Origin of the sequence: Enterococcus sp. DIV0876 (assembly GCF_050529585.1) — a bacterium.
Taxonomy (GTDB): domain Bacteria; phylum Bacillota; class Bacilli; order Lactobacillales; family Enterococcaceae; genus Enterococcus_D.
In genome coordinates this window covers 1,736,635-1,756,150 of the sequence record NZ_CP172882.1, presented here as the reverse complement: position 1 = coordinate 1,756,150, position 19,516 = coordinate 1,736,635, and the positions used below count along the sequence as shown (strand labels likewise).

Genomic DNA, 19,516 nt, shown 5'->3' with positions numbered 1-19,516 from the left:
GATCCAAATGTATTTATCACTAGAGGTGGTATATGATATAGTAGGCAAGAGTAAATATCTGTTAAGGTGGTAAATGTATGCGCACACAATCAAAAGGAGCTTTGCGTTTTTATTATACAAGTCTCCAATGTCTGTATTGGATGATGTTTTGTTCTATCTATGGGTTTGCTACGTTGTTTCTGATTGATTTCGGAATCGATCCTGCAAAAATTGGCGGTATCTTGGCTTTGATCAATATCCTTTCTGCAGTTTTGCAACCGTTGATCAGCCAAGTGATCATCAAAAAGCTACATCTGCCTTTGGTTCAGGTTCTAAAGATAATGACTGGTCTGATGATGTTTCTACTCATTCTAGGTACAGTGATACCAGCTTGGACAATCAGCGCTTATGTTCTAGGTGGTATATTGTTGGTATCGATGCAGTCTTTTGTCAATGCGTTGGCTTTTGCCTACATCAATACTGGACGGACATTGAATTTTGGCTTCTCAAGAGCGGGCGGTTCTTTAGGGTATGCGGCGACCTCTTTTGTGATAGGACAGTTATTGGCTCATTACTCAGCAGGTATTTTGCCATTGATCACCTTAGCAGAGGGCTTGTTATTTTTTGCAATTTTATGGCTGATGCCGACTATCCAAAAAGAAATCCGACCGATGATGACTGAAGCAAGCCAGCATTCGCAACATTTGCTTAAAAAATATCCCTTCTTATTCCTTCTGTTTATCGGTTTTAGCTTCTTGTTTAGTTTTCATACAATGATCAATAGTTTTTTGGCCCAAATATTTGGGCACATTGGTGGGGGAAGTAAAGAAGTAGGGATTGCATTGATGATTGCAGGTTTGTGTGAATTGCCGGGCATGATTCTGTTCGAGCGACTTGTCAAACGGAAAAATAGTCAGTTTTGGTTGTTTTTCTCCAGTGTCGCTTTTGCGGTTCGCGGCTTATTGATGTTGTGGGCTGGTTCAATCGTCTTTATGGAAATGACGCACGTGATGCAAGGGGTCAGCTTTGCGTTGTTTATACCGGCTTCGGCATATTTATTCAATCAAGTCTTGGCCGATGAAGACCGAGTCTTTGGCCAGACACTGATTATTATTGCCACGACTCTGGGTGGTGTGATAGGGAATATCTTAGGCGGCTTCTTGGTTCAAACATTTGGTGTGTGGATCATGCTGTTGTGGGGGACGATTTTTGCCTTGACTGGGGCTGCTTTGCTATACTTTGGACTGATGAAACTGCCTGGGCAATCAGGAATCGAGGGAAGAACTTTATCAGACATTAAATAGCTTTTTCAAAAGAACATTTAAAAAATCGCTTAGAAGATTTGGACAAAAAAACCGCTGGTTTCAGCGGTTTTTTCCTTTATTTTTTCTCCAAAACAGCGATGAACGCGCGCATATAATCTGGTAGATCAGGCGGACGACGGCTGGAAACGATATGGCCATCTGTAACAACTGGCGTATCGACCCAAGTTGCGCCTGCGTTGGTCATATCATCTTTGATTCCTGGGGTACTCGTCACCTTTTTGCCTTGCAGAATATTGGCCGAAATCAAAACCCATCCAGCATGACAGATCTGACCGATGATTTTCTCATCTTTGTCCATTTCTTTGACAAAATCAATAACCTCAGGGAAACGGCGTAGTTTATCTGGTGCCCAACCTCCAGGCACTAAGATCGCATCATAATCTGCCGCTTTGATCTCTGTAAATGCATAGGCTGATTCAGCAGGGACACCGTATTTTCCGATATAGGTTTTATGGGCTTCTTGACCTACCAAATCAACTTGAGCGCCTTCTTCTCGTAAGCGATGAACGGGGTACCACAGTTCTAAATCCTCAAAATCGTTGTCGACAAGGGCGATGATTTTTTTGTTTTCTAAGCGCAAATGAAATCCTCCTTTTATCTTTATATACTTACTGTAACAGAAGCGTAAGCAAACACCAAAAAGAACGCTTATAGCGAAAATGAGCCCAAATGGGTAGTGTTGACCTAAGATTTTGATCATTTCGCTTGGATATGTAAGCGTTGTAAAGGATGAGCCCCTCAAGTATAATCAATATGAATAAAAGTATGCGCATAAGGAGTGAAACTATGGATCCAATCGAAAAAGCACGCGTATTTGTCTACCAGAACGCACGACCTTTGGAACTTGCCCGTTGGCAATATCATTTTGAGAACGGGGATAAGCAAAATGTGCTGCAGGCGCTGGAGGTTTATCAAAATGAGGACGGTGGATTCGGTTACGGATTAGAACCTGATAACTGGAATCCCAACAGTACCCCCATTGCTACTTGGATGGCTTGTAATATTTTACGGGAAATCGATTCTCTCGATTCAAAGAATCCCCTTGTAAAAGGAATCTTGACATACTTGTCTAGCGAAAAAGACTTTTCACAAGGAAAGTGGTTCAATCAAGTCCCATCTACAATAGATTATCCCCATGCAATTTGGTGGGAGAGTGCCAAAGGTGTACCTTCTGATAATCCGACTGTTAGTTTGGCAGGGATGATATTAGTCACAAGTGAGAAAGACTCGTTTCTTTATCAGAAGGCGCAAGACATAATCAAACAGGCGGTTGCTGATTTTGTTGAGGAACCAACAAATGAGATGCACACACTTGTTGTCTATCTAGAGATGTTATACTATTGCGAAGAAGCAGACTTCACGTTTGTTCTAGATCATGTTCCGTTTCGAGAATTATTGAAGCGACAAATTCGCCAAACAGTCGCTCCAGATCCTGAAGCGTGGTTTACGGAGTATGTGAGCAAACCATCGGATTACTTTTTAATCAAAAATCAGGTACTAGATATTTTGGATGAAGAAATTTGCCACATTGAAACAACAAAGATTCTTGAGAATCAGTTGGAGGACGGCTCATTTATCGTTCCGTGGGAATGGGGAAATGAGTATTCAGAATTTTTTATCAGCAGACAGTGGTGGAAGTCAATCATCATTATAAAAAATTTCTTGTTTCTGAGGAATTTCGCATGATCAATAGAAAAGTGTTAAAAAAGTATATCTTGTTTTGAAGCGACCCCAAAAAGTTAGGCCAAAAATCTACCTTTTTGGGGTCGCTACATTTCGATGTATGTTTTTGTTATAGTAAATGAAGCTGGATGTTTCTGCCTAATAGTCGATTTTATGATACACTTGAGATGATGAGTAGGAGGAGGAATGCACAATGCGGGATTATCAATATCCTCTTGATTTGGATTGGACAACAGAAGAAATGGTCGCTGTGATGAAGTTATGGGATCAGTTGGAACAAGCCTATGAAAAAGGGATCAATGCCACTGATTTTTTGACTACGTACCAGGCTTTCAAGAAAGTTGTACCTAGTATCGGAGAAGAAAGGCGATTGGGTCGAGAGTTTGAAAACCTTTCAGGTTATTCTCTGTATCAAACAGTGAAAACTGCCAAAGAAACACAAGGCAGACTAAAAATGAACGCAAAGTAAGATCATAGGAAAGGACCGATAATCGCATGCAAGATATCGTTAAAGCAGTACACAGTTGGATAATTGAGGCCGGGGAACAGATCAAAGACAATTTAAATAAAGAAGATCTTCTCGTGGAAACAAAATCAGGACGCAAAGACTTAGTGACCGAGATGGATAAAGCAACCCAAGACTTTCTCATCCATAAAATCAAAACGTACAATCCGGATGCCAAAATTTTGGGAGAAGAAAATGGTTTAGATCAACTCGCTGACTGGAGTGGTCAAGTATTTATTATCGATCCAATCGATGGGACGATGAATTTTGTGTTGGAAAAAGAAAATTTTTGTATCATGATCGCGATTTATGAAGAGGGGAAAGGCCGCTTCGGCTTTGTTTACAACGTCATGAAGAATGAGTTCTTGTGGGGCGGTCCAGAAATTGGCGTCTTCAATAACGGCAAAGAAATTCAGGCCCCTAAAAATATTGCTTTATCAGAAGGCTTAGTAGGGCTTAATTCGCCGATGCTGATCCACAATCGTCACCATGAGACACAAGTCAGTGATCGTTCATTAGGCATACGTATGACTGGTTGTGCCGGGTTTGAATTGATTGCGTTAATCAAAGGGCAGCGAGCTGCTTATATTTCTCATTTGGCACCTTGGGATTATGCACCTGGTGGGGTCTTACTAGAAACACTTGGTTTGAAAATGGCCAATATCGCAGGCGAACCTCTCACCTTATCAGGAAGAGAACTTTTTGTCGGCGGCACACCGAAAGCCTTTGATGAATTGATGGATTTGATGAATCAATAGCCAACTATATGATGATAGGTTCATCGTTTTTTGGGGGCTAAAACATGGATCATGTACTGAAATCAGTACAAAAGAGCACTTGAAAAACAGATATTTTGCGAATATCTGTTTTTTTCTGTAAAAATGAAAACTTTACACTATATTTCAGAAAGAAATTCTGTTATAATGGCTTGTCGAGTGCAATGTCAACAAAGAAGGAGCAAATAGATTGAACTTTAGAAATGATATCCGTAACGTAGCCATTATTGCCCACGTTGACCACGGAAAAACAACATTAGTTGATGAATTATTGAAACAATCACAAACATTGGATAGCCATACGCAGTTACAAGAACGTGCGATGGATTCAAACGCGATCGAAAAAGAACGCGGTATCACAATTTTAGCCAAAAACACAGCTGTTGAATATAACGGCACCAAAGTGAACATCATGGATACCCCTGGACACGCGGACTTCGGTGGTGAAGTTGAGCGGATCATGAAAATGGTTGATGGTGTGGTATTGGTAGTCGATGCCTATGAAGGTACGATGCCTCAAACACGTTTCGTGTTGAAAAAAGCTTTAGAACAACATTTAGTACCAATCGTTGTTGTAAACAAAATTGACAAACCTTCAGCACGTCCAGAACATGTTGTTGATGAAGTATTAGAATTGTTCATCGAGTTAGGCGCTGATGACGATCAATTAGATTTCCCAGTAATCTATGCTTCAGCGATCAACGGAACATCAAGTGAATCAGATGATCCTGCAGATCAACAAAAAACGATGGCGCCATTGTTTGATACAATTATCAAACATATTCCAGCACCAGTAGATAATAGTGACGAACCATTACAATTCCAAGTATCACTACTTGATTACAATGACTATGTGGGACGTATCGGGATTGGCCGTGTATTCCGCGGATCAATCAAAGTCGGCGACCAAGTTGCATTGATGAAATTAGACGGTACAGTCAAGAAGTTCCGTGTTACTAAGTTATTCGGTTTCTTCGGTTTGAAACGGTTAGAAATCCAAGAAGCAAAAGCCGGTGACTTGATTGCTGTCTCTGGTATGGAAGATATCTTCGTTGGTGAAACTGTGACACCAATCGATCATCAAGACTCATTGCCAGTATTACACATTGACGAACCAACCTTGCAAATGACCTTTATCGTCAACAATTCACCTTTTGCAGGTCGCGAAGGTAAATTTGTGACTGCAAGAAAAATTGAAGAACGCTTGATGGCCCAATTACAAACAGATGTATCATTGCGTGTTGAACCAATCGGACCTGATGCTTGGACTGTTTCTGGCCGTGGCGAGTTGCATTTGTCGATCTTGATCGAAAATATGCGTCGCGAAGGTTTTGAATTGCAAGTATCTCGACCAGAAGTTATTGAACGGGAAATTGATGGGGTCAAATGTGAACCATTTGAACGTGTACAAATTGATACTCCTGAAGAATATATGGGTTCAGTCATCGAATCATTAGGTTTGCGTAAAGCTGAAATGCAAGATATGATCAATACCGGGAACGGTCAAGTACGGATCATCTTCTTGGCACCAGCACGTGGATTGATCGGCTATACTACTGAATTCTTATCTATGACCCGCGGATATGGCATTATGCACCACACATTTGACCAATATTTGCCAATGATCCAAGGTCAAATCGGTGGCCGTCACCATGGCGCATTAGTATCTATCGATACAGGTAAAGCGACAACTTATTCGATCATGAGTATCGAAGAACGTGGTACAGTCTTTGTTGAACCAGGTACAGATGTCTATGAAGGCATGATCATTGGTGAGAACTCTCGTGACAATGACCTAACCGTCAATATCACTAAAGCAAAACAAATGACCAATGTCCGTTCAGCAAACAAAGACCAAACATCGGTTATCAAGAAACCAAGAATTCTTTCACTTGAAGAATCATTGGAATTCTTGAATGAAGATGAATACTGTGAAGTAACACCTGAAAGCATTCGTTTGAGAAAACAAATCTTAAACAAGAGCGAACGTGAAAAATCACAGAAAAAGAAAAAATAGGCTGATAAATAAGCCCGCTAAAGTCAGAGCGTCATGCTCTGGCTTTTTTTACGGCAGTCACATGAGAAGCAAACCTTGCAATTTCTTCATAACCTTTTAAAATGAAGAGAGCAAATGAAAAGGAGATAACGATGAAAAATTATCCAGTAGAAAAAAATCAAGAAGTAGAAGTTGAGATTCTAGATCTTTCCCACGAAGGCAACGGCATCGCGAAAGTCGATGGCTACTTATTATTTATCGAAAATACATTGCCAAAAGAAAAAGTCTTGGCTAAGGTATTGAAAGTCGGCAATAAATTTGGCTTTGCCAAAGCAATCAAGTTTTTGGAAACCAGCCCAGATCGTCAAGAATTGCCGAATGAGGCGTTATTACGTACGGGTATCGCACCATTAAGCCATTTAAGTTATGACAAACAATTGGCATTCAAACAACAACAAGTTGAAAACGTCTTGACCAAAATCGCTAAGCTTGATGTACCGGTTTTACCGCCGATCGGCATGGAGCAACCATTTGGGTACCGCAACAAAGCACAGATTCCAGTTCAAAAAATCAATGGTGAACTGACGACCGGCTTTTATCGCAAAAATAGCCATACTTTAGTACCAATCGAAGACTTTTATATCCAAGAACCACAGATCGACCAAGCAATCATCAAAATCAGAAATATTTTGCAACGTTTCAATGTGAAGGCATACAATGAAGAAGCTCATGAAGGCTTTTTGCGTCACATCGTTGTTCGTCGTGGGCATCACTCTGGAGAGATGATGGTGGTCTTGGTGACGAGAAAACCTAAATTCTTCAAAGGGGAAGAAATCGCGACAGTGATCCACGAAGAAATTCCGGAAGTCGTATCTGTCATCCAAAATATCAATGAAGAAAAAACCAATGTCATCTTAGGCGAATTTGGCCGTGTGTTATACGGCAAAGAAACCATTGAAGATCAGCTATTGGGCAAAACTTTCCAAATCTCAGCGAAATCATTTTATCAAGTCAATACGGAAATGACTGAGGTATTGTATCAAAAAGCTTTTGAAATGGCTGCATTGCAACCAGATGATGTCGTTGTTGATGCCTATGCCGGCATTGGTACGATCGGTATTAGCTTAGCAGACAAAGTCAGTGAAGTATTAGGGATGGAAGTTATTCCTGAAGCGGTTAATGATGCCAAGGCAAATGCCAAACGCAATGGGGTAGAAAATGTTCATTATTTCGTCGGCAAAGCCGAAAAAATCATGCCGCAATGGTTGCGTGAAGGCATCCAACCAACAGTTGTCTTCGTTGATCCGCCACGTAAAGGATTAGACGCATCATTTATCGAAACCACAGCAGCTGTTGCACCAGAACGAATCATTTATATCTCATGTAATCCAGCAACATTGGCTCGTGATTTGGCTTTGTTTGCAGAACATGGCTATGCAACGAAACAAGTGCAACCTGTTGATTTGTTTCCTCAAACAACGCATGTTGAGTGTGTTGTTTTGTTGGAGAAGAAATAAATTATACGACTTCGCATTACATGAAGTGAAGGATATGATAGATATTTTTTACACCAGTTAGGCAGATTTGCTTGACTGGTTTTTTATGTTTTTCACTTCAATTAAAAGGTTATTCCTATAATTTGCTGTAAAGTGGTATTATAATAGATGTAAGCGTTTGTTTATAGATCAAGTTTGGAGGGATTGATATGGCAACGATTGGTGTATTCTCTCACAAGGATATTACGTCTAAGAATAATTTTTTTTCAAGTTTTAAAGTGCTGATAGAATCAGCTTTTTATGGCAATAATGTCACCTGGATCAAAGATTTAGACGCTGCCTATCACTTAGCAAAAGACGCACCTGGCGCGGTCGTTACGGATATGCCTGTAACACATACTGAAGAGTTGGGCTTACCTCATGATGCCAAAGTGATTGTCTTTAATGATGGGAAAGTTGTTGGACGAACTGCGGCAGCGCGTCGTATAATTGGACAACCTGGTATTGATAAGGGAATGTATGAGGCTGTTTTACGGGATGCTTTATTTCAAGGAACGCGTAAAAAATTTTACAGTGTGGAGGTTGTAGTCGGATTAGACAATGAGTTTATGGTCAAGTCACACCTCTTGCTACCTGAGAATTATGAGACCAATCTTTATTCTTATTTGTTGAACTTTCAATTGATGTCTCAAAAGTGGAGTGAAGAGTATCAAAGCTCGAAGACATTTCCCGAGACAGACATTTTTTTGTATGCTGATCCTGATTGGTCTCATCCTGATTTTCCACATGGATTGACACTTTTTGATCCAGAACATAATGTCGCTGCAGTATTAGGTTTAAATTATTTTGGTGAATTGAAAAAAGCAACATTAACATTAGCTTGGGCTACCGCGCATCGCAATGGATTTTTGGCCTGTCATGGCGGAATGAAACAATACCTTTTGCCGAATAAAAAATTTACAATGGCTGCTTTTGGTCTTTCAGGATCGGGCAAATCTACAATTACATTAGCCCAACACAAGGGGAAATACGATATAAAAGTTCTTCACGACGATGCATTTGTGATCAATCAAACAAGTGGAGCTGCAACAGCATTGGAACCGTCTTATTTTGATAAAACAGAAGACTACCCACTCACTCATCCTAATGTGCAATACTTTGTCACTTGTCAAAACGTTGGTGTGACGATATACGATAAAGGAAAAAAGGTCATAGTCACCCAAGATATCCGAAATGGGAATGGACGTACAGTAAAATCGCGGTATGCTACACCTAACAGGGTGGATCATTTGCATTCAGCAATCGACGCAATTTTTTGGATCATGAAAGATGATAGTTTACCACCAGTGGTGAAAATCGATGATCCAACTTTAGCAGCAGTTTTTGGACTTACCTTGGCTACGAAGCGAACGACAGCTGAACATATAATCGGTGCGATAAACATGGACGAATTGGTCATTGAACCTTATGCGAATCCATTTAGAGTCTATCCGTTAGGTGAAGATTTTATGCAGTTCACGCAATTATTTAAGGAAAATCAAACTGCTTGTTATATACTGAATACAGGATTTTTCAAAGATAAAAAAATCACGCCTGAAGTGACTTTAAATGCGATTGAAAAACTTGTTGAGGGAGTGGCAGAATTCAAAAACTTTGGCGTAGTTACTGAAATGAGCTATTTTCCAATAAAAGGGTTTGAAGTTGATTTTGAGGATGCTACGTATGTAACGCTTTTAAAGGCGCGTATGGAAAAACGGCTCGATTATATTCTGGCCCAAGATACGGAAAATGATGGGTATAATAAACTACCTAAGGAAGTCGCGCTATCCATGAAAAAAGTGATTTCTGAATTAAACAATATTTAGCAGATCCTTATAATTCGCGCTACAATGATTGATAGATATATTTAAGGTAAGAGGAAGGAGAAGCTGAATCCGAGATGCACACATCCAACCATAAAGCATGTATCAAGCCACCCCGATTAAAGAAAGGTGACCGAATCGCAGCGTTATCTTTGTCTAGTGGTATGGCCGGAGATCCTGCTATTCGATGGCGCTATGAACAAGGAAAGCAACAATTGACAGAGTTGGGCTTTGAAGTTGTAGAGCCTGCTTTAACGTTAGCGGGATCATCAGTAGTTTACCATGATGTGAAAGGGCGAGCGGCTTGTTTGCATGAGGCATTGTTAGATAATGAAATCGCAGCAATCATCGCCGTAATTGGTGGTGATGATAGCTATCGTTTATTCGAATTTATTGATATTGAGTTAATTCGATCACATCCGAAAATATTTATTGGTTATTCTGACAGTACATCCATTCACCAGATGTTTCGTATGGCGGGTGTGGTATCATTTTATGGTCCTTGTTTATTGGTTGACATGGCTGAGAATGGCGGTATTTTTGATTTCACCAAAAATAGTTTTGAGCACATTTTGATGAAACATAATGTGACCTACACGTTTCCTTGGCGCAAAGAGTGGACGAGTCAATTTGTTTCGTGGGATGAAGCAAATAAAAAGGTATCTCGTAAGATGCAGCCAGATGAAGGCGGCATCACGTTGCAAGGAAGCGGGATAGTAGAAGGTAGATTGATTGGCGGATGTTTTGAAGTCTTGTCTATGTTGCGTGGAACATCCCTTTTTCCAGCAAAAGAAGATTTTAAAGAGGCACTATTATTGTTAGAAACATCAGAAATGCATCCAGATCCTATTCAATTAGAAATAGATCTCAGAACATTAGGGGTTATGGGCGTGTTGCAAGAAGTAAATGGTCTGCTTTTTGGCAAACCACAAGATAATCTGCATTTTGAATCGTATCAAGTTTCAATCCGCAAGGTATTACAAGAGTTTCATTTAGATGATTTACCGGTACTCTATAATTGTAATTTTGGTCACACAGAACCTAAATGGACGATTCCGTTAGGTGTGACTGCACGGTTGGATATAGAGAATAGAACACTGACTCTATTGGAATCAGCTACAGTCTAAGTGCGGAGATAGATAAAGCTTCCCCTCATGCATAGGCATGTAGGAGAAGCTTTGTTTGTTATCAATCATCTTTCTTTATCAAATCAGAAGCGCCAGCAAAATGCTCAATCAGCGCTTTGACATCCAGCCCAGTGGTTTCCTTTAATGTCTCTTGGCTGGATGCCAACAGATTAGTGGCGTAATTGGTCACTCGATTGGCGCCGCCACCTTCGCTTGATCCGGTATCCACGACTGATATTTTGTCAATATTGCCTAATGGTGCTGCTGCCTCTTTGACTAAAGCTGGCATGATTTCGACGATCATGCTGAGGATCGCAGCTTCGTCATATTTTTTGAAGGCTTCAGCGATCTTTTCCTTGGTTTCAGCTTCAGCCCTGCCTTTGGCCAGTGTGGTTTCCGCTTCTGCTAATCCAATCAAACGGATTTTATCTGATTCCGCTTGGGCCATGGATTCGGTGCGAAATTTTTCCGCTTCTGTGGTGGCTTGTGCCAAGCTCTTTTTGGCTAATGCATCTTGTTCGTAGGCATAACGGTCAGCATCGGCTTTCTTTTTGACTTCAGCGTCGTATTGCCGTTCACGTCTTTGGATTTCTTTTTCTTCCAACTCGATTTGCTTTTGCCGTTCAATGACTTGGACTTCGATTTCTTGGGCAACGACTTGTTGCTTAATGATCGCACTCTGGAGATGATAGGCTTGATCAGCGTCGGCTTTGGCAATATCTTGTTCTTTCTTATATAACGCCAGTTTTAGTTCTTTTTCTTTCAATGCTTCTGCGATTTCCGTCAATCGCTTAGATTCGGCTGTTTGTGATTCTTGTTCTGAGCGGGCTTTTTTGATACGGGTTTCTTTAAGTGCTTCTGCTTCGGCAATCTCCGCATCTCGTTTGACTTGTGCGATCCGCGGTTTGCCGAGAGAATCCAAATAACCATTCTTGTCCCGCACTTCCTTAATGGTGAAGGAAACAATAATCAGGCCCATCTTTGCCAAATCGACCGAAGCAACTTCTTGCACGCTTTGGCTGAATTTATCACGATTTTGATAAATTTCTTCAACAGTCATCGAACCTAGGATCGATCTGAGATGGCCTTCAAGGACTTCACGGGCTTCGTTTTCCAGTTCATCACGGGTCTTGCCTAGGAATTGTTCGGCTGCTGTGGCAATTTCTTCCACAGATGAACCGATCTTGATGATCGACGTACCATCGCACATCACAGGCACGCCTTGTTCAGTGTAGACTTCTGGGGTTGACACATCTAGCTTGCTGGATAACAAGCTGATTCGATTCGATCGTTGAAAAACAGGGAGGACAAAAGCGCCACCGCCACGAACGATCTTGATTCGATTATTACTGTCATCGGCATGAACATTTTTTTTGCCTAAATAACTGCCACTGATGATCAGTGCTTCATCAGACTTGGCTGTTTGATATTTAGAGACGAAGACGATCAGCAACATCAATAGAATAAACAAGAGTAATGCAATTGGAATGAACAGTGTTGAGTATAGAATTGACATAAAACACCTCTTTTTAAAGTTTTAGTTGTTGGTCAATGTAGGGTACGACATAACAGACCCGATCTTTGATTTCAATGATCAACACACTCGTCCCGGCTGCCATCGGTTCGTCAATGGGCTGGAAGGCTGCGGCTGGTCGATTGGTCGAGCCAGTTACGCTGAGCAATTGGATCTCACCAAGGCCATGACAGGGAATGGGGGTCAATATGGTGGCCACGCGGCCTTCAAAACTTTTTTCAGAACTGGATAGTGTGGACTCGGCTTGACGCAAAGGAACTAAGATGTAGAAGTTTAGTAGGAAAACAAGACCGGTGGATAAAGCACTGCTGATCAAGAAGATAATCAGTGAAGAACATGTGAACCATTGTTCACCGACATAACCGATTAAGCTGAGAAAGGCGATCCACGGAATGATCAACATTGGATCCACCGGACCGTCGAAATCAAATACATCACCAAACATCAGCAATACAACCGCTAAAAAAGCACAAATGACTAACAGTGTAAAATAAATTTGCTCTGGGGCATAGCTTTGGAGCACGTATCATACCTCCTTTCGGCTAAAATAGACCTGCTTTTCAACCGCCATAAAAAAGATTTATTGAACAACGATCGCGGGTTGTAAGCGATATCTTAATTCTATTATAAGCATAAAAGTATCTATTAGTCATAAAAATGAAAAAAATTAAATAATAATGAATAATATATTGTGTGTTTGAAGAGGAGGAAAGAGGAGCAAATCGGAAAAGTATTGACAAATCCTTGAAATCAAAGTAAATTAAGCAAGGTATACTTTGATTATGCCCGTCCATGCAGGGCAATTTCAAATTTATGCGCAAGGTGCGAATAAAGCGTAACCAGCTTTTTTACTAGAAGATCTATCAGGTGCAAAAACGGGGTGAAAGTAATGAATCAAAAAGAAAAAATGCTCGAATTAATCAAGCAAAAACAAGGTGGCGGCCGTTCAAAAAAAATGGAATCACCGAAAAATGACCGCAAGAATATGCGTAAGGGCCCAAAAATCTACAATAAATAATTTCGACACCAAAGAACCATGATCGCAAAAAATCGATCATGGTTCTTTTTACGTTATTTCAGGTTCATCTATGACAGCAGTTCAGTTAAAGCCGGCATATCACGGACTTGGTACTTTTCTTTGAAAACATTGATTTCTTCTGCACTGAATTTTTGAGGATCCAGCTGCAACTTTTCTACAGGGAGTGGCCGTTCATTGGCAATCTTGACGTCGATCACGACAGGTGCTTTACTGTTTTTTGCTTGATCGAAAACCATTGGCAGGTCATTGATCTCCGTCACTGTATATCCTTTGGCGCCGAGGGCTTCGCCGACTTTGCCAAAATCAGCTCCTGCCAACTCTATACCAAACTTGGTTTGTTCGGTGTCTTCTTGTTCAGCCTCAATAAAACCAAAAGAATTATTGGAAAACACCACATTGATGATCGGTAAGTTGTATTTGGCTTGGGTGATAATGTCTTGCATCTGCATCGCAAATCCACCATCGCCGCTGAGTGTGAAGACTTGGCGATCAGGATAACTTAACTTGGCTGCAATACCGTCAGGTACGCCATTGCCCATGGTCGCAAACCAGCCAGACGTGGTAAAGCGTTGTTGGCCGTTCATCTCAAGATGTCGAATACTGTGGATCGTCACATTGCCGACATCTGTGACAAAGATGGCATCGTCTTTTGCAATACGGTTGATTTCTTTATAGACGGGTTCTGGGCGCAATGGGACTTGATTGTCGTTATCAAAAAGATGCCGCCATTTGTGCCAATTTTGAATGTTTTTCTGATTGGCATGCAACCAGTCATCTGCTGGGCGAGATTGGCCCATTTCAACCCATTTTTGTAAGGCAGTGGTCCCGTCACCGAGTATAGATACGTCTGTATGATGTCGACGGCCAAATTTTGAAGCGTCGATATCCACTTGAATGAATTTGGCCTCTGGATTGAAAAAACGACGCCCAAATGGAAAATCACTACCGACAAACACAATCAGATCGGCAATAGCCAATGCTTCATTGGCTGGCTTGGTAGCCACTCGACCAGCAAAGCCTAGAAAGTTTTCGTATAAATCTGGTACGATCCCTTTAGCTAAGACGGAAGCCGCAACTGGCATGGAGAAATGAGTTGAAAAAGATTTGATTGCTTCAAAGCCGCCAAAAACACCTTGACCAATGTAGAGCAACGGTTGTTTTGCTTGTTCGAAGTAGGGTAGTGCGTCAGCCAAATCAGATGTAGCTGGTTGAAAGACGGCGGTTTTATGATTGGCTGCTGTCGCGATATCAAGCGCATCGATCTCTGCAAAACCAAAGTCGACAGGTATCGTTACGACAGCCACACCACTGAATTTATAAGCGGCTTTGATTGCTTCATCGACGACATGGGGCAAGCTTTCTGCTGACATCACAGTTCGGTTGTAGATGCTGACATCGGCGAACATCGGGTTTTCATTCATCTCTTGGAAATCGTTATAATTCATTGATGTAGAGGCTACTTGTCCTAGTAAGGCTATAACAGGGACGTTGTCCATTTGCGCGTCATAAAGTCCATTGATCAAATGGGTCGCTCCAGGACCTGCAGAGCCAAAGACAGCACCGACTTTGCCAGTTAATTTTGCATCTGCTGCCGCAGCTAGCGCGCCAGCTTCTTCGTGACGGACTTGAATATATTGGACACTTTGACGTTCATGGAATAAGGCGTCCATCGTTGAATTGAAGGAACCTCCAGGAATACCGTAAATATGATCGATTTCCCAAGCTTCAAAAACTTTGACCATTGCAGTACCAGCATTGATTTTTGCCATTACATTCACTCGCTTTCATTTTTTTTTACTAACACAAGTATAAACATTTACTGTAAAGACAACAAAGAATATGGCTTTCAATGGGTGAAAATATGCAGAGAACAAAGTTTATTTCTTCTTGTTCCAAGATTCGTCGATGATATTTTCGTGGCCTAGGTCACTCGCTAAAGACAAACAAGGAAAACCGTTGTCAGCGGTTTTCCTTGTTTGTTGAGTCAATGGGGGGACAGTTCTTTAATTTGTCAAAATCATACGCTTCTTTTTCGGGCAATAATTCATAATGCAGTTTTTGGGTCAGATCATCATGGATAATATGCAATATGTGTTTTTCCTCATCTACTGGTCCTAAACTCATAATTGTGAAACGATTATCAATGACTTCTAGATTTTGGAGCGCGCCAGAAAAAACTTTACGAATATGATGGGCAATTTTTATTTTTTGGTCGGCTTTTTCAACTGCTTTTGCTAATGTAAACCCTTCATCAAGAAATCGTTTGATCATTTCTACCTTGACGACGGTGGGTAAGCGGTACTTGCGGGAGACATTTTCTTCTTGTGTGACAGATGCAATAAAACCTTTTTGTTCCCAATAACGTAATTGCCTTGGTGAAATATCATACATTTGACTTAATTCGCTTATGCCAACTAACAGGTTATCGTTCTCCATGAGATTTCGAAACAGATGAGACATATGAACTCCATTCTTGTAAAGGTATTTATCTATATTGTAACTTGTTTTACTTTTGTGTCAAGTAGGTTGACAAACAATAGCAAAAGTTTTAAAGTAAAGAGTGCTTTATGAAAACTAATTTGAAAAGAGTGTGAAAAATGTCAAAGAGTCGTCCTTTAGATATATATGGCAAACCATACAATCGTTCGTTATTGGTCATGGTCTTGCTGATTGGTACATTTTGTACTGTGTTGAACCAAACGTTGTTAACAACTGCTTTTCCAACATTAATGAAAGCTTTTGATATCACAGCGTCAGATGTTCAATGGTTAACCACTGGCTTTTTATTGGTGAATGGGATCATGATTCCGATCACTGCGTGGTTGATCAATAAATTCAGTTCCAAAAATCTATACATAACTGCAATGAGTATTTTTCTTGCTGGAACAATTGCTTGTTTTGTCGCACCAAATTTCTCAACTTTGTTGATTGGTCGTTTAGTCCAAGCGGCAGGTGTTGGGATTTCGATGCCATTATTGCAAAATATTATGCTATCGATTTTTCCACCTGAAAAACGTGGTTCAGCGATGGGAATGTCAGGGATCGTGATTGGATTGGCGCCTGCTTTAGGACCAACCCTTTCTGGTTGGATCATTGATCACTATGACTGGCGTTATTTGTTCGGCATGGTGATTCCAATTGTTGTCCTCGTTCTGATATTAGCTATTTTCTTGATGAAGAGTGTGATTGAACTTTCTCATCCCAAAATTGATATTATTTCAGCATTATTGTCGACTGTTGGTTTTGGTACGTTGCTCTATGGTTTCTCAAGTGTTGGTGACAAAGGTTGGGGCAGTGCTGAAGTGATCGGTTTCCTTGCAGCTGGTGTTATTTTCATTGCTATCTTTGCATGGAGACAATTGCACATTGAGCACCCATTCTTAGAATTGCGTGTCTTTAAATCAAATACATTTACCATGGCGTCGATTCTATCTGGTGTCACCAATATGGCAATGATCGGTGCTGAAATGGTGTTACCATTATATATTCAAAATATTCGCGGTGAGTCAGCTTTCCATTCCGGATTGATGTTATTGCCAGGTGCTTTGATCATGGGGATCATGATGCCGATCACTGGAGCAATTTTTGATAAATATGGTGCTAAACGTTTGGCAATTACCGGGATGTTTATTTTAACTGCTGCAACCTTGCCATTTGCGTTCTTGACTAAAGATACACCGATTTTGCATATCATTATTCTTTATTGCATTCGGATGTTTGGAATATCCATGGTGATGATGCCTGTCACGACTTCTGGGATGAATGCTTTGCCAACGCATTTGATGAGTCATGGTACTGCTGTGAATAATACATTCCGTCAAGTTGCTAGTTCGATCGGTACAGCTATCTTGATCAGTGTTTTATCCAATGTCACAAAAGGGAATTTGCCAAGTGATCGTTTGTTAGATGCAACGCCGCTGGCCTACAAAGATAAAGCCATCGAGGCAACTTTATCAGGTTATCATGCAGCATTTTATGTGGCAGCAGCCTTTAGTTTAGTTGGTTTCTTATTTGCTTTCACGCTTAAAAAGAAAGAACCAACGTTGACTGTACTTAAAGGAGGTGCGGATCAATGATCTTAGTTTTGATCGTACTTAGCGTATTAGGCTTCGCCTTATTGAATGTTTTCGCCAAGAAGACGTGGCAAACCGTCCTTTCATTGGTTTTAGGGGCTGTGTTCATCGCTAGTTTGGTGGCGCTAATGGCCAATTTGACTTATCATTTTGGCATGGAAAAAGAAGTTGCCAGCAAAACAACAGCTTTGGTGTCAAGTGGCGATAGTGACAATTTTGATTTGCTTTTGTATCAACCATTAGGAGATGGAACTGAAAAAGTCTATCTGTATAAAACGGATGCTGCTCAAGATGAACCAAAACAAACAGGGACAGATAAAGTCACCAATGTGGTTGAGACAGGGGCAGATAAAGCCCAACTAACGACGGATACGACCCGCTGGGTATATCAAAGTGATTTCTACCGCTTCTTATTCGGTATTGCGGATAATGATGGCGAATTTATCGAACGCACCAATACATTCTCTGTACCAGATGCCTGGGAAGTGTTGAGTGTTGATCAAGCTAAAAAATTGGCAGCATTGGCTAAAGAACAAGCAGATACCATGAAAACGGAAGGATAAGCCTATGTCCAAGAAAAAATGCAGGCAGCGCTGATAGCTGATCCAACGATGGATGAGTCTGAACAGCAAGCCAAAATTGCTGAGTATACGGCCGCGTATCAAGCAGAAGCTATGAAAAAATTAGTGGAAGAAGCGAAGAAATAGAAGTAAATATCAGCGTGAGTACTTTTGCTGATAGCCTAAAAACAGGTATGAAGATCCTTTGATGGCATCTGGCATACCTGTTTTTTTGCGTGTAAAAATTGTACGAATAATCTACACCTTTGGTTTGACAGCCAACAAAATAATTTGAAACCAAAAGAGAAAATGAAAAAAACAAGTACGGCTGATCGCCAGATGGCGTGATTGCGTACTTGTTTTTTATTCATCATGATTGGGTCATCAGCTACATCCAGCAAATGTGCATGCTTCGATTCGGTCAAAGGCTTCCTTTAATATATCCATTGACTGTGTTGCCGCAAGACGTACGTAATCCTCACCAGTTGTTTCACCAAAAGCTTTCCCTGGGATCATCAACACGCTAGTTTCTTGCAGCAATTTTTCTACAAATGCGACAGAACTTAATCCGCTCCCTGAAATATTGATAAAGGCATACATACTGCCTTTGACAGGAGATAGCGTGAGGAAGGGAATTGACCTTACACGTTCTTCAATATAGCTTAAGCGTTCTTTGAAGACTGCTACAACTTGCGGAACCAATTCATCGTAGTGGTTAAGGGCATAGATACCAGCACGTTGCGAAGGTGTCGGTGCTGAATAAGCAATTGCTTCATTGATCAATTTGGCTGTGAGGTTGATCGATTCTGGTGCGATCATATAGCCGATCCGCCAACCTGTCATGGCAAAGGCTTTTGAAAAACTACTGAAAGTAATCGTATGCTCAGGGGCAAATGTTGCCATTGGAACAAAGGTTTCATCGAAGCAAAACGCTTCATACACTTCATCAGAAAGAATCAGTAAATCGTGCTTGATGGCTACTTCCGCTATTTTTTTGAACGTTTCAGGAGAGAAGACTGCGCCAGTTGGATTATTTGGTGAATTGATAATGATGGCTCTGGTTTTATCTGTGATCGCTGCGGCCAAAACCGCTACGTCGATTTGAAAATCGTCTTTTTCAAATGTCGGGATGAAGACTGGTACGCCGCCCGCAAGCTCGACTTGTTGTTTATATGGGGAGAAGTAAGGCTCATGAATGATCACTTCATCACCAGGGTTCAATATCGCCGATAATGCCAAATACATACCATGTAAAGCCCCAACAGTGCCTCGGACTTGGGAAGGGAAGAAAGTTAAACCATAGTGCTTTTGATAAAAATCAATGACGGTTTGAATAAAATCAGCACTGCCGTCGGACGCTGTATATTTTGTATGACCTGCTCTGACATCCTCAAAAGCGGCGTTAAAGATCGTTTCGTCAGTGATCAAATCAGGATCACCAATCGATAAATCAATCAAATCAGGTGTTTTTTTCGCCAAAGTAGCGATTTCCATTAGTAAATTTTCAGCAGGCGCTTGAAATCTTTCTGCGATCAAAGGACGTTCCATTATATTGTCATCT

General features: G+C 40.9%; 15 protein-coding genes and 1 pseudogene. 10 read left to right on the top strand and 6 right to left on the bottom strand.

The genetic code is table 11. The annotated features are described in order from the left end of the window. Positions 1–77 precede the first annotated feature (77 nt). Positions 78–1,283 carry an MFS transporter gene (locus IGI41_RS08150; RefSeq protein WP_430609261.1) on the top strand — a complete coding sequence of 402 codons (1,206 nt, stop codon included), beginning with the start codon at positions 78–80 and terminating at the stop codon, positions 1,281–1,283. Positions 1,284–1,359: 76 nt separating this feature from the next. Here IGI41_RS08150 and IGI41_RS08145 read toward each other — a convergent pair whose 3' ends face one another. Beyond that, entirely contained in the window at positions 1,360–1,884 is a 525-nt protein-coding gene (locus IGI41_RS08145) for a type 1 glutamine amidotransferase domain-containing protein (protein WP_430609259.1), read from the bottom strand. A gap of 206 nt (positions 1,885–2,090) precedes the next feature. Between IGI41_RS08145 and IGI41_RS08140 the strand changes: the two genes are divergently transcribed. The 7 genes from IGI41_RS08140 (at position 2,091) to IGI41_RS08110 (ending at position 10,749) form a co-directional block, all read left to right on the top strand. After that, complete coding sequence (locus IGI41_RS08140; protein ID WP_430609258.1) at positions 2,091–2,990, top strand: hypothetical protein; 900 nt, start codon at positions 2,091–2,093, stop codon at positions 2,988–2,990. A 190-nt stretch (positions 2,991–3,180) separates the two neighbouring features. Continuing rightward, a complete protein-coding gene (locus tag IGI41_RS08135; RefSeq protein ID WP_430609257.1) occupies positions 3,181–3,456 on the top strand; it encodes a UPF0223 family protein in 276 nt (91 codons plus the stop codon). A 26-nt stretch (positions 3,457–3,482) separates the two neighbouring features. Beyond that, positions 3,483–4,250 (top strand): inositol monophosphatase family protein, encoded by a 768-nt coding sequence (locus tag IGI41_RS08130; RefSeq protein WP_430609256.1) that lies wholly within the window; start codon positions 3,483–3,485, stop codon positions 4,248–4,250. 208 nt (positions 4,251–4,458) lie between these two features. Further along, positions 4,459–6,285 carry a translational GTPase TypA gene (gene typA, locus IGI41_RS08125; RefSeq protein ID WP_430609255.1) on the top strand — a complete coding sequence of 609 codons (1,827 nt, stop codon included), beginning with the start codon at positions 4,459–4,461 and terminating at the stop codon, positions 6,283–6,285. 131 nt (positions 6,286–6,416) lie between these two features. After that, entirely contained in the window at positions 6,417–7,781 is a 1,365-nt protein-coding gene (rlmD, locus tag IGI41_RS08120) for a 23S rRNA (uracil(1939)-C(5))-methyltransferase RlmD (RefSeq protein ID WP_430609253.1), read from the top strand. Between the two features lie 188 nt (positions 7,782–7,969). Further along, positions 7,970–9,625: a phosphoenolpyruvate carboxykinase (ATP) gene (locus IGI41_RS08115; protein ID WP_430609252.1), complete on the top strand. Its 1,656-nt coding sequence runs from the start codon at positions 7,970–7,972 to the stop codon at positions 9,623–9,625. A gap of 74 nt (positions 9,626–9,699) precedes the next feature. After that, positions 9,700–10,749 (top strand): S66 family peptidase, encoded by a 1,050-nt coding sequence (locus IGI41_RS08110; RefSeq protein ID WP_430609251.1) that lies wholly within the window; start codon positions 9,700–9,702, stop codon positions 10,747–10,749. Positions 10,750–10,810: 61 nt separating this feature from the next. On the opposite strand, the gene IGI41_RS08105 is transcribed toward IGI41_RS08110, so the two are convergent. From IGI41_RS08105 to IGI41_RS08090, 4 genes are all read right to left on the bottom strand, one after another. Then, positions 10,811–12,265 (bottom strand): flotillin family protein, encoded by a 1,455-nt coding sequence (locus IGI41_RS08105; RefSeq protein ID WP_430609250.1) that lies wholly within the window; start codon positions 12,263–12,265, stop codon positions 10,811–10,813. A gap of 13 nt (positions 12,266–12,278) precedes the next feature. Then, positions 12,279–12,806: an NfeD family protein gene (locus IGI41_RS08100; protein ID WP_430609249.1), complete on the bottom strand. Its 528-nt coding sequence runs from the start codon at positions 12,804–12,806 to the stop codon at positions 12,279–12,281. A 563-nt stretch (positions 12,807–13,369) separates the two neighbouring features. Next, on the bottom strand, positions 13,370–15,091 hold the full coding sequence (gene spxB / locus IGI41_RS08095; protein ID WP_430609248.1) for a pyruvate oxidase: 1,722 nt from the start codon (positions 15,089–15,091) through the stop codon (positions 13,370–13,372). Between the two features lie 190 nt (positions 15,092–15,281). Next, entirely contained in the window at positions 15,282–15,782 is a 501-nt protein-coding gene (locus IGI41_RS08090; RefSeq protein ID WP_430609247.1) for a MerR family transcriptional regulator, read from the bottom strand. Positions 15,783–15,919: 137 nt separating this feature from the next. On the opposite strand from IGI41_RS08090, the gene IGI41_RS08085 reads away from it, so the two are divergent. Next, a complete protein-coding gene (locus IGI41_RS08085; protein ID WP_430609246.1) occupies positions 15,920–17,398 on the top strand; it encodes an MDR family MFS transporter in 1,479 nt (492 codons plus the stop codon). After that, positions 17,395–18,102 (top strand): annotated as a pseudogene (locus tag IGI41_RS08080) (DUF4811 domain-containing protein). The gene IGI41_RS08085 and the pseudogene IGI41_RS08080 overlap by 4 nt, the downstream one beginning before the upstream one ends. A 237-nt stretch (positions 18,103–18,339) precedes the next feature. On the opposite strand, the gene IGI41_RS08075 reads toward IGI41_RS08080, so the two are convergent. Further along, entirely contained in the window at positions 18,340–19,503 is a 1,164-nt protein-coding gene (locus IGI41_RS08075; protein ID WP_430609245.1) for a pyridoxal phosphate-dependent aminotransferase, read from the bottom strand. Positions 19,504–19,516 lie beyond the last annotated feature (13 nt).

Coding starts and splice junctions, on each gene's coding strand:
- IGI41_RS08150 (WP_430609261.1), top strand. CDS start 78: ATGCGCACACAATCAAAAGGAGCTTTGCGTTTTTATTATACAAGTCTC.
- IGI41_RS08140 (WP_430609258.1), top strand. CDS start 2,091: ATGGATCCAATCGAAAAAGCACGCGTATTTGTCTACCAGAACGCACGA.
- IGI41_RS08135 (WP_430609257.1), top strand. CDS start 3,181: ATGCGGGATTATCAATATCCTCTTGATTTGGATTGGACAACAGAAGAA.
- IGI41_RS08130 (WP_430609256.1), top strand. CDS start 3,483: ATGCAAGATATCGTTAAAGCAGTACACAGTTGGATAATTGAGGCCGGG.
- rlmD (WP_430609253.1), top strand. CDS start 6,417: ATGAAAAATTATCCAGTAGAAAAAAATCAAGAAGTAGAAGTTGAGATT.
- IGI41_RS08115 (WP_430609252.1), top strand. CDS start 7,970: ATGGCAACGATTGGTGTATTCTCTCACAAGGATATTACGTCTAAGAAT.
- IGI41_RS08110 (WP_430609251.1), top strand. CDS start 9,700: ATGCACACATCCAACCATAAAGCATGTATCAAGCCACCCCGATTAAAG.
- IGI41_RS08105 (WP_430609250.1), bottom strand. CDS start 12,265: ATGTCAATTCTATACTCAACACTGTTCATTCCAATTGCATTACTCTTG.
- spxB (WP_430609248.1), bottom strand. CDS start 15,091: ATGGCAAAAATCAATGCTGGTACTGCAATGGTCAAAGTTTTTGAAGCT.
- IGI41_RS08090 (WP_430609247.1), bottom strand. CDS start 15,782: ATGTCTCATCTGTTTCGAAATCTCATGGAGAACGATAACCTGTTAGTT.
- IGI41_RS08085 (WP_430609246.1), top strand. CDS start 15,920: ATGTCAAAGAGTCGTCCTTTAGATATATATGGCAAACCATACAATCGT.
- IGI41_RS08075 (WP_430609245.1), bottom strand. CDS start 19,503: ATGGAACGTCCTTTGATCGCAGAAAGATTTCAAGCGCCTGCTGAAAAT.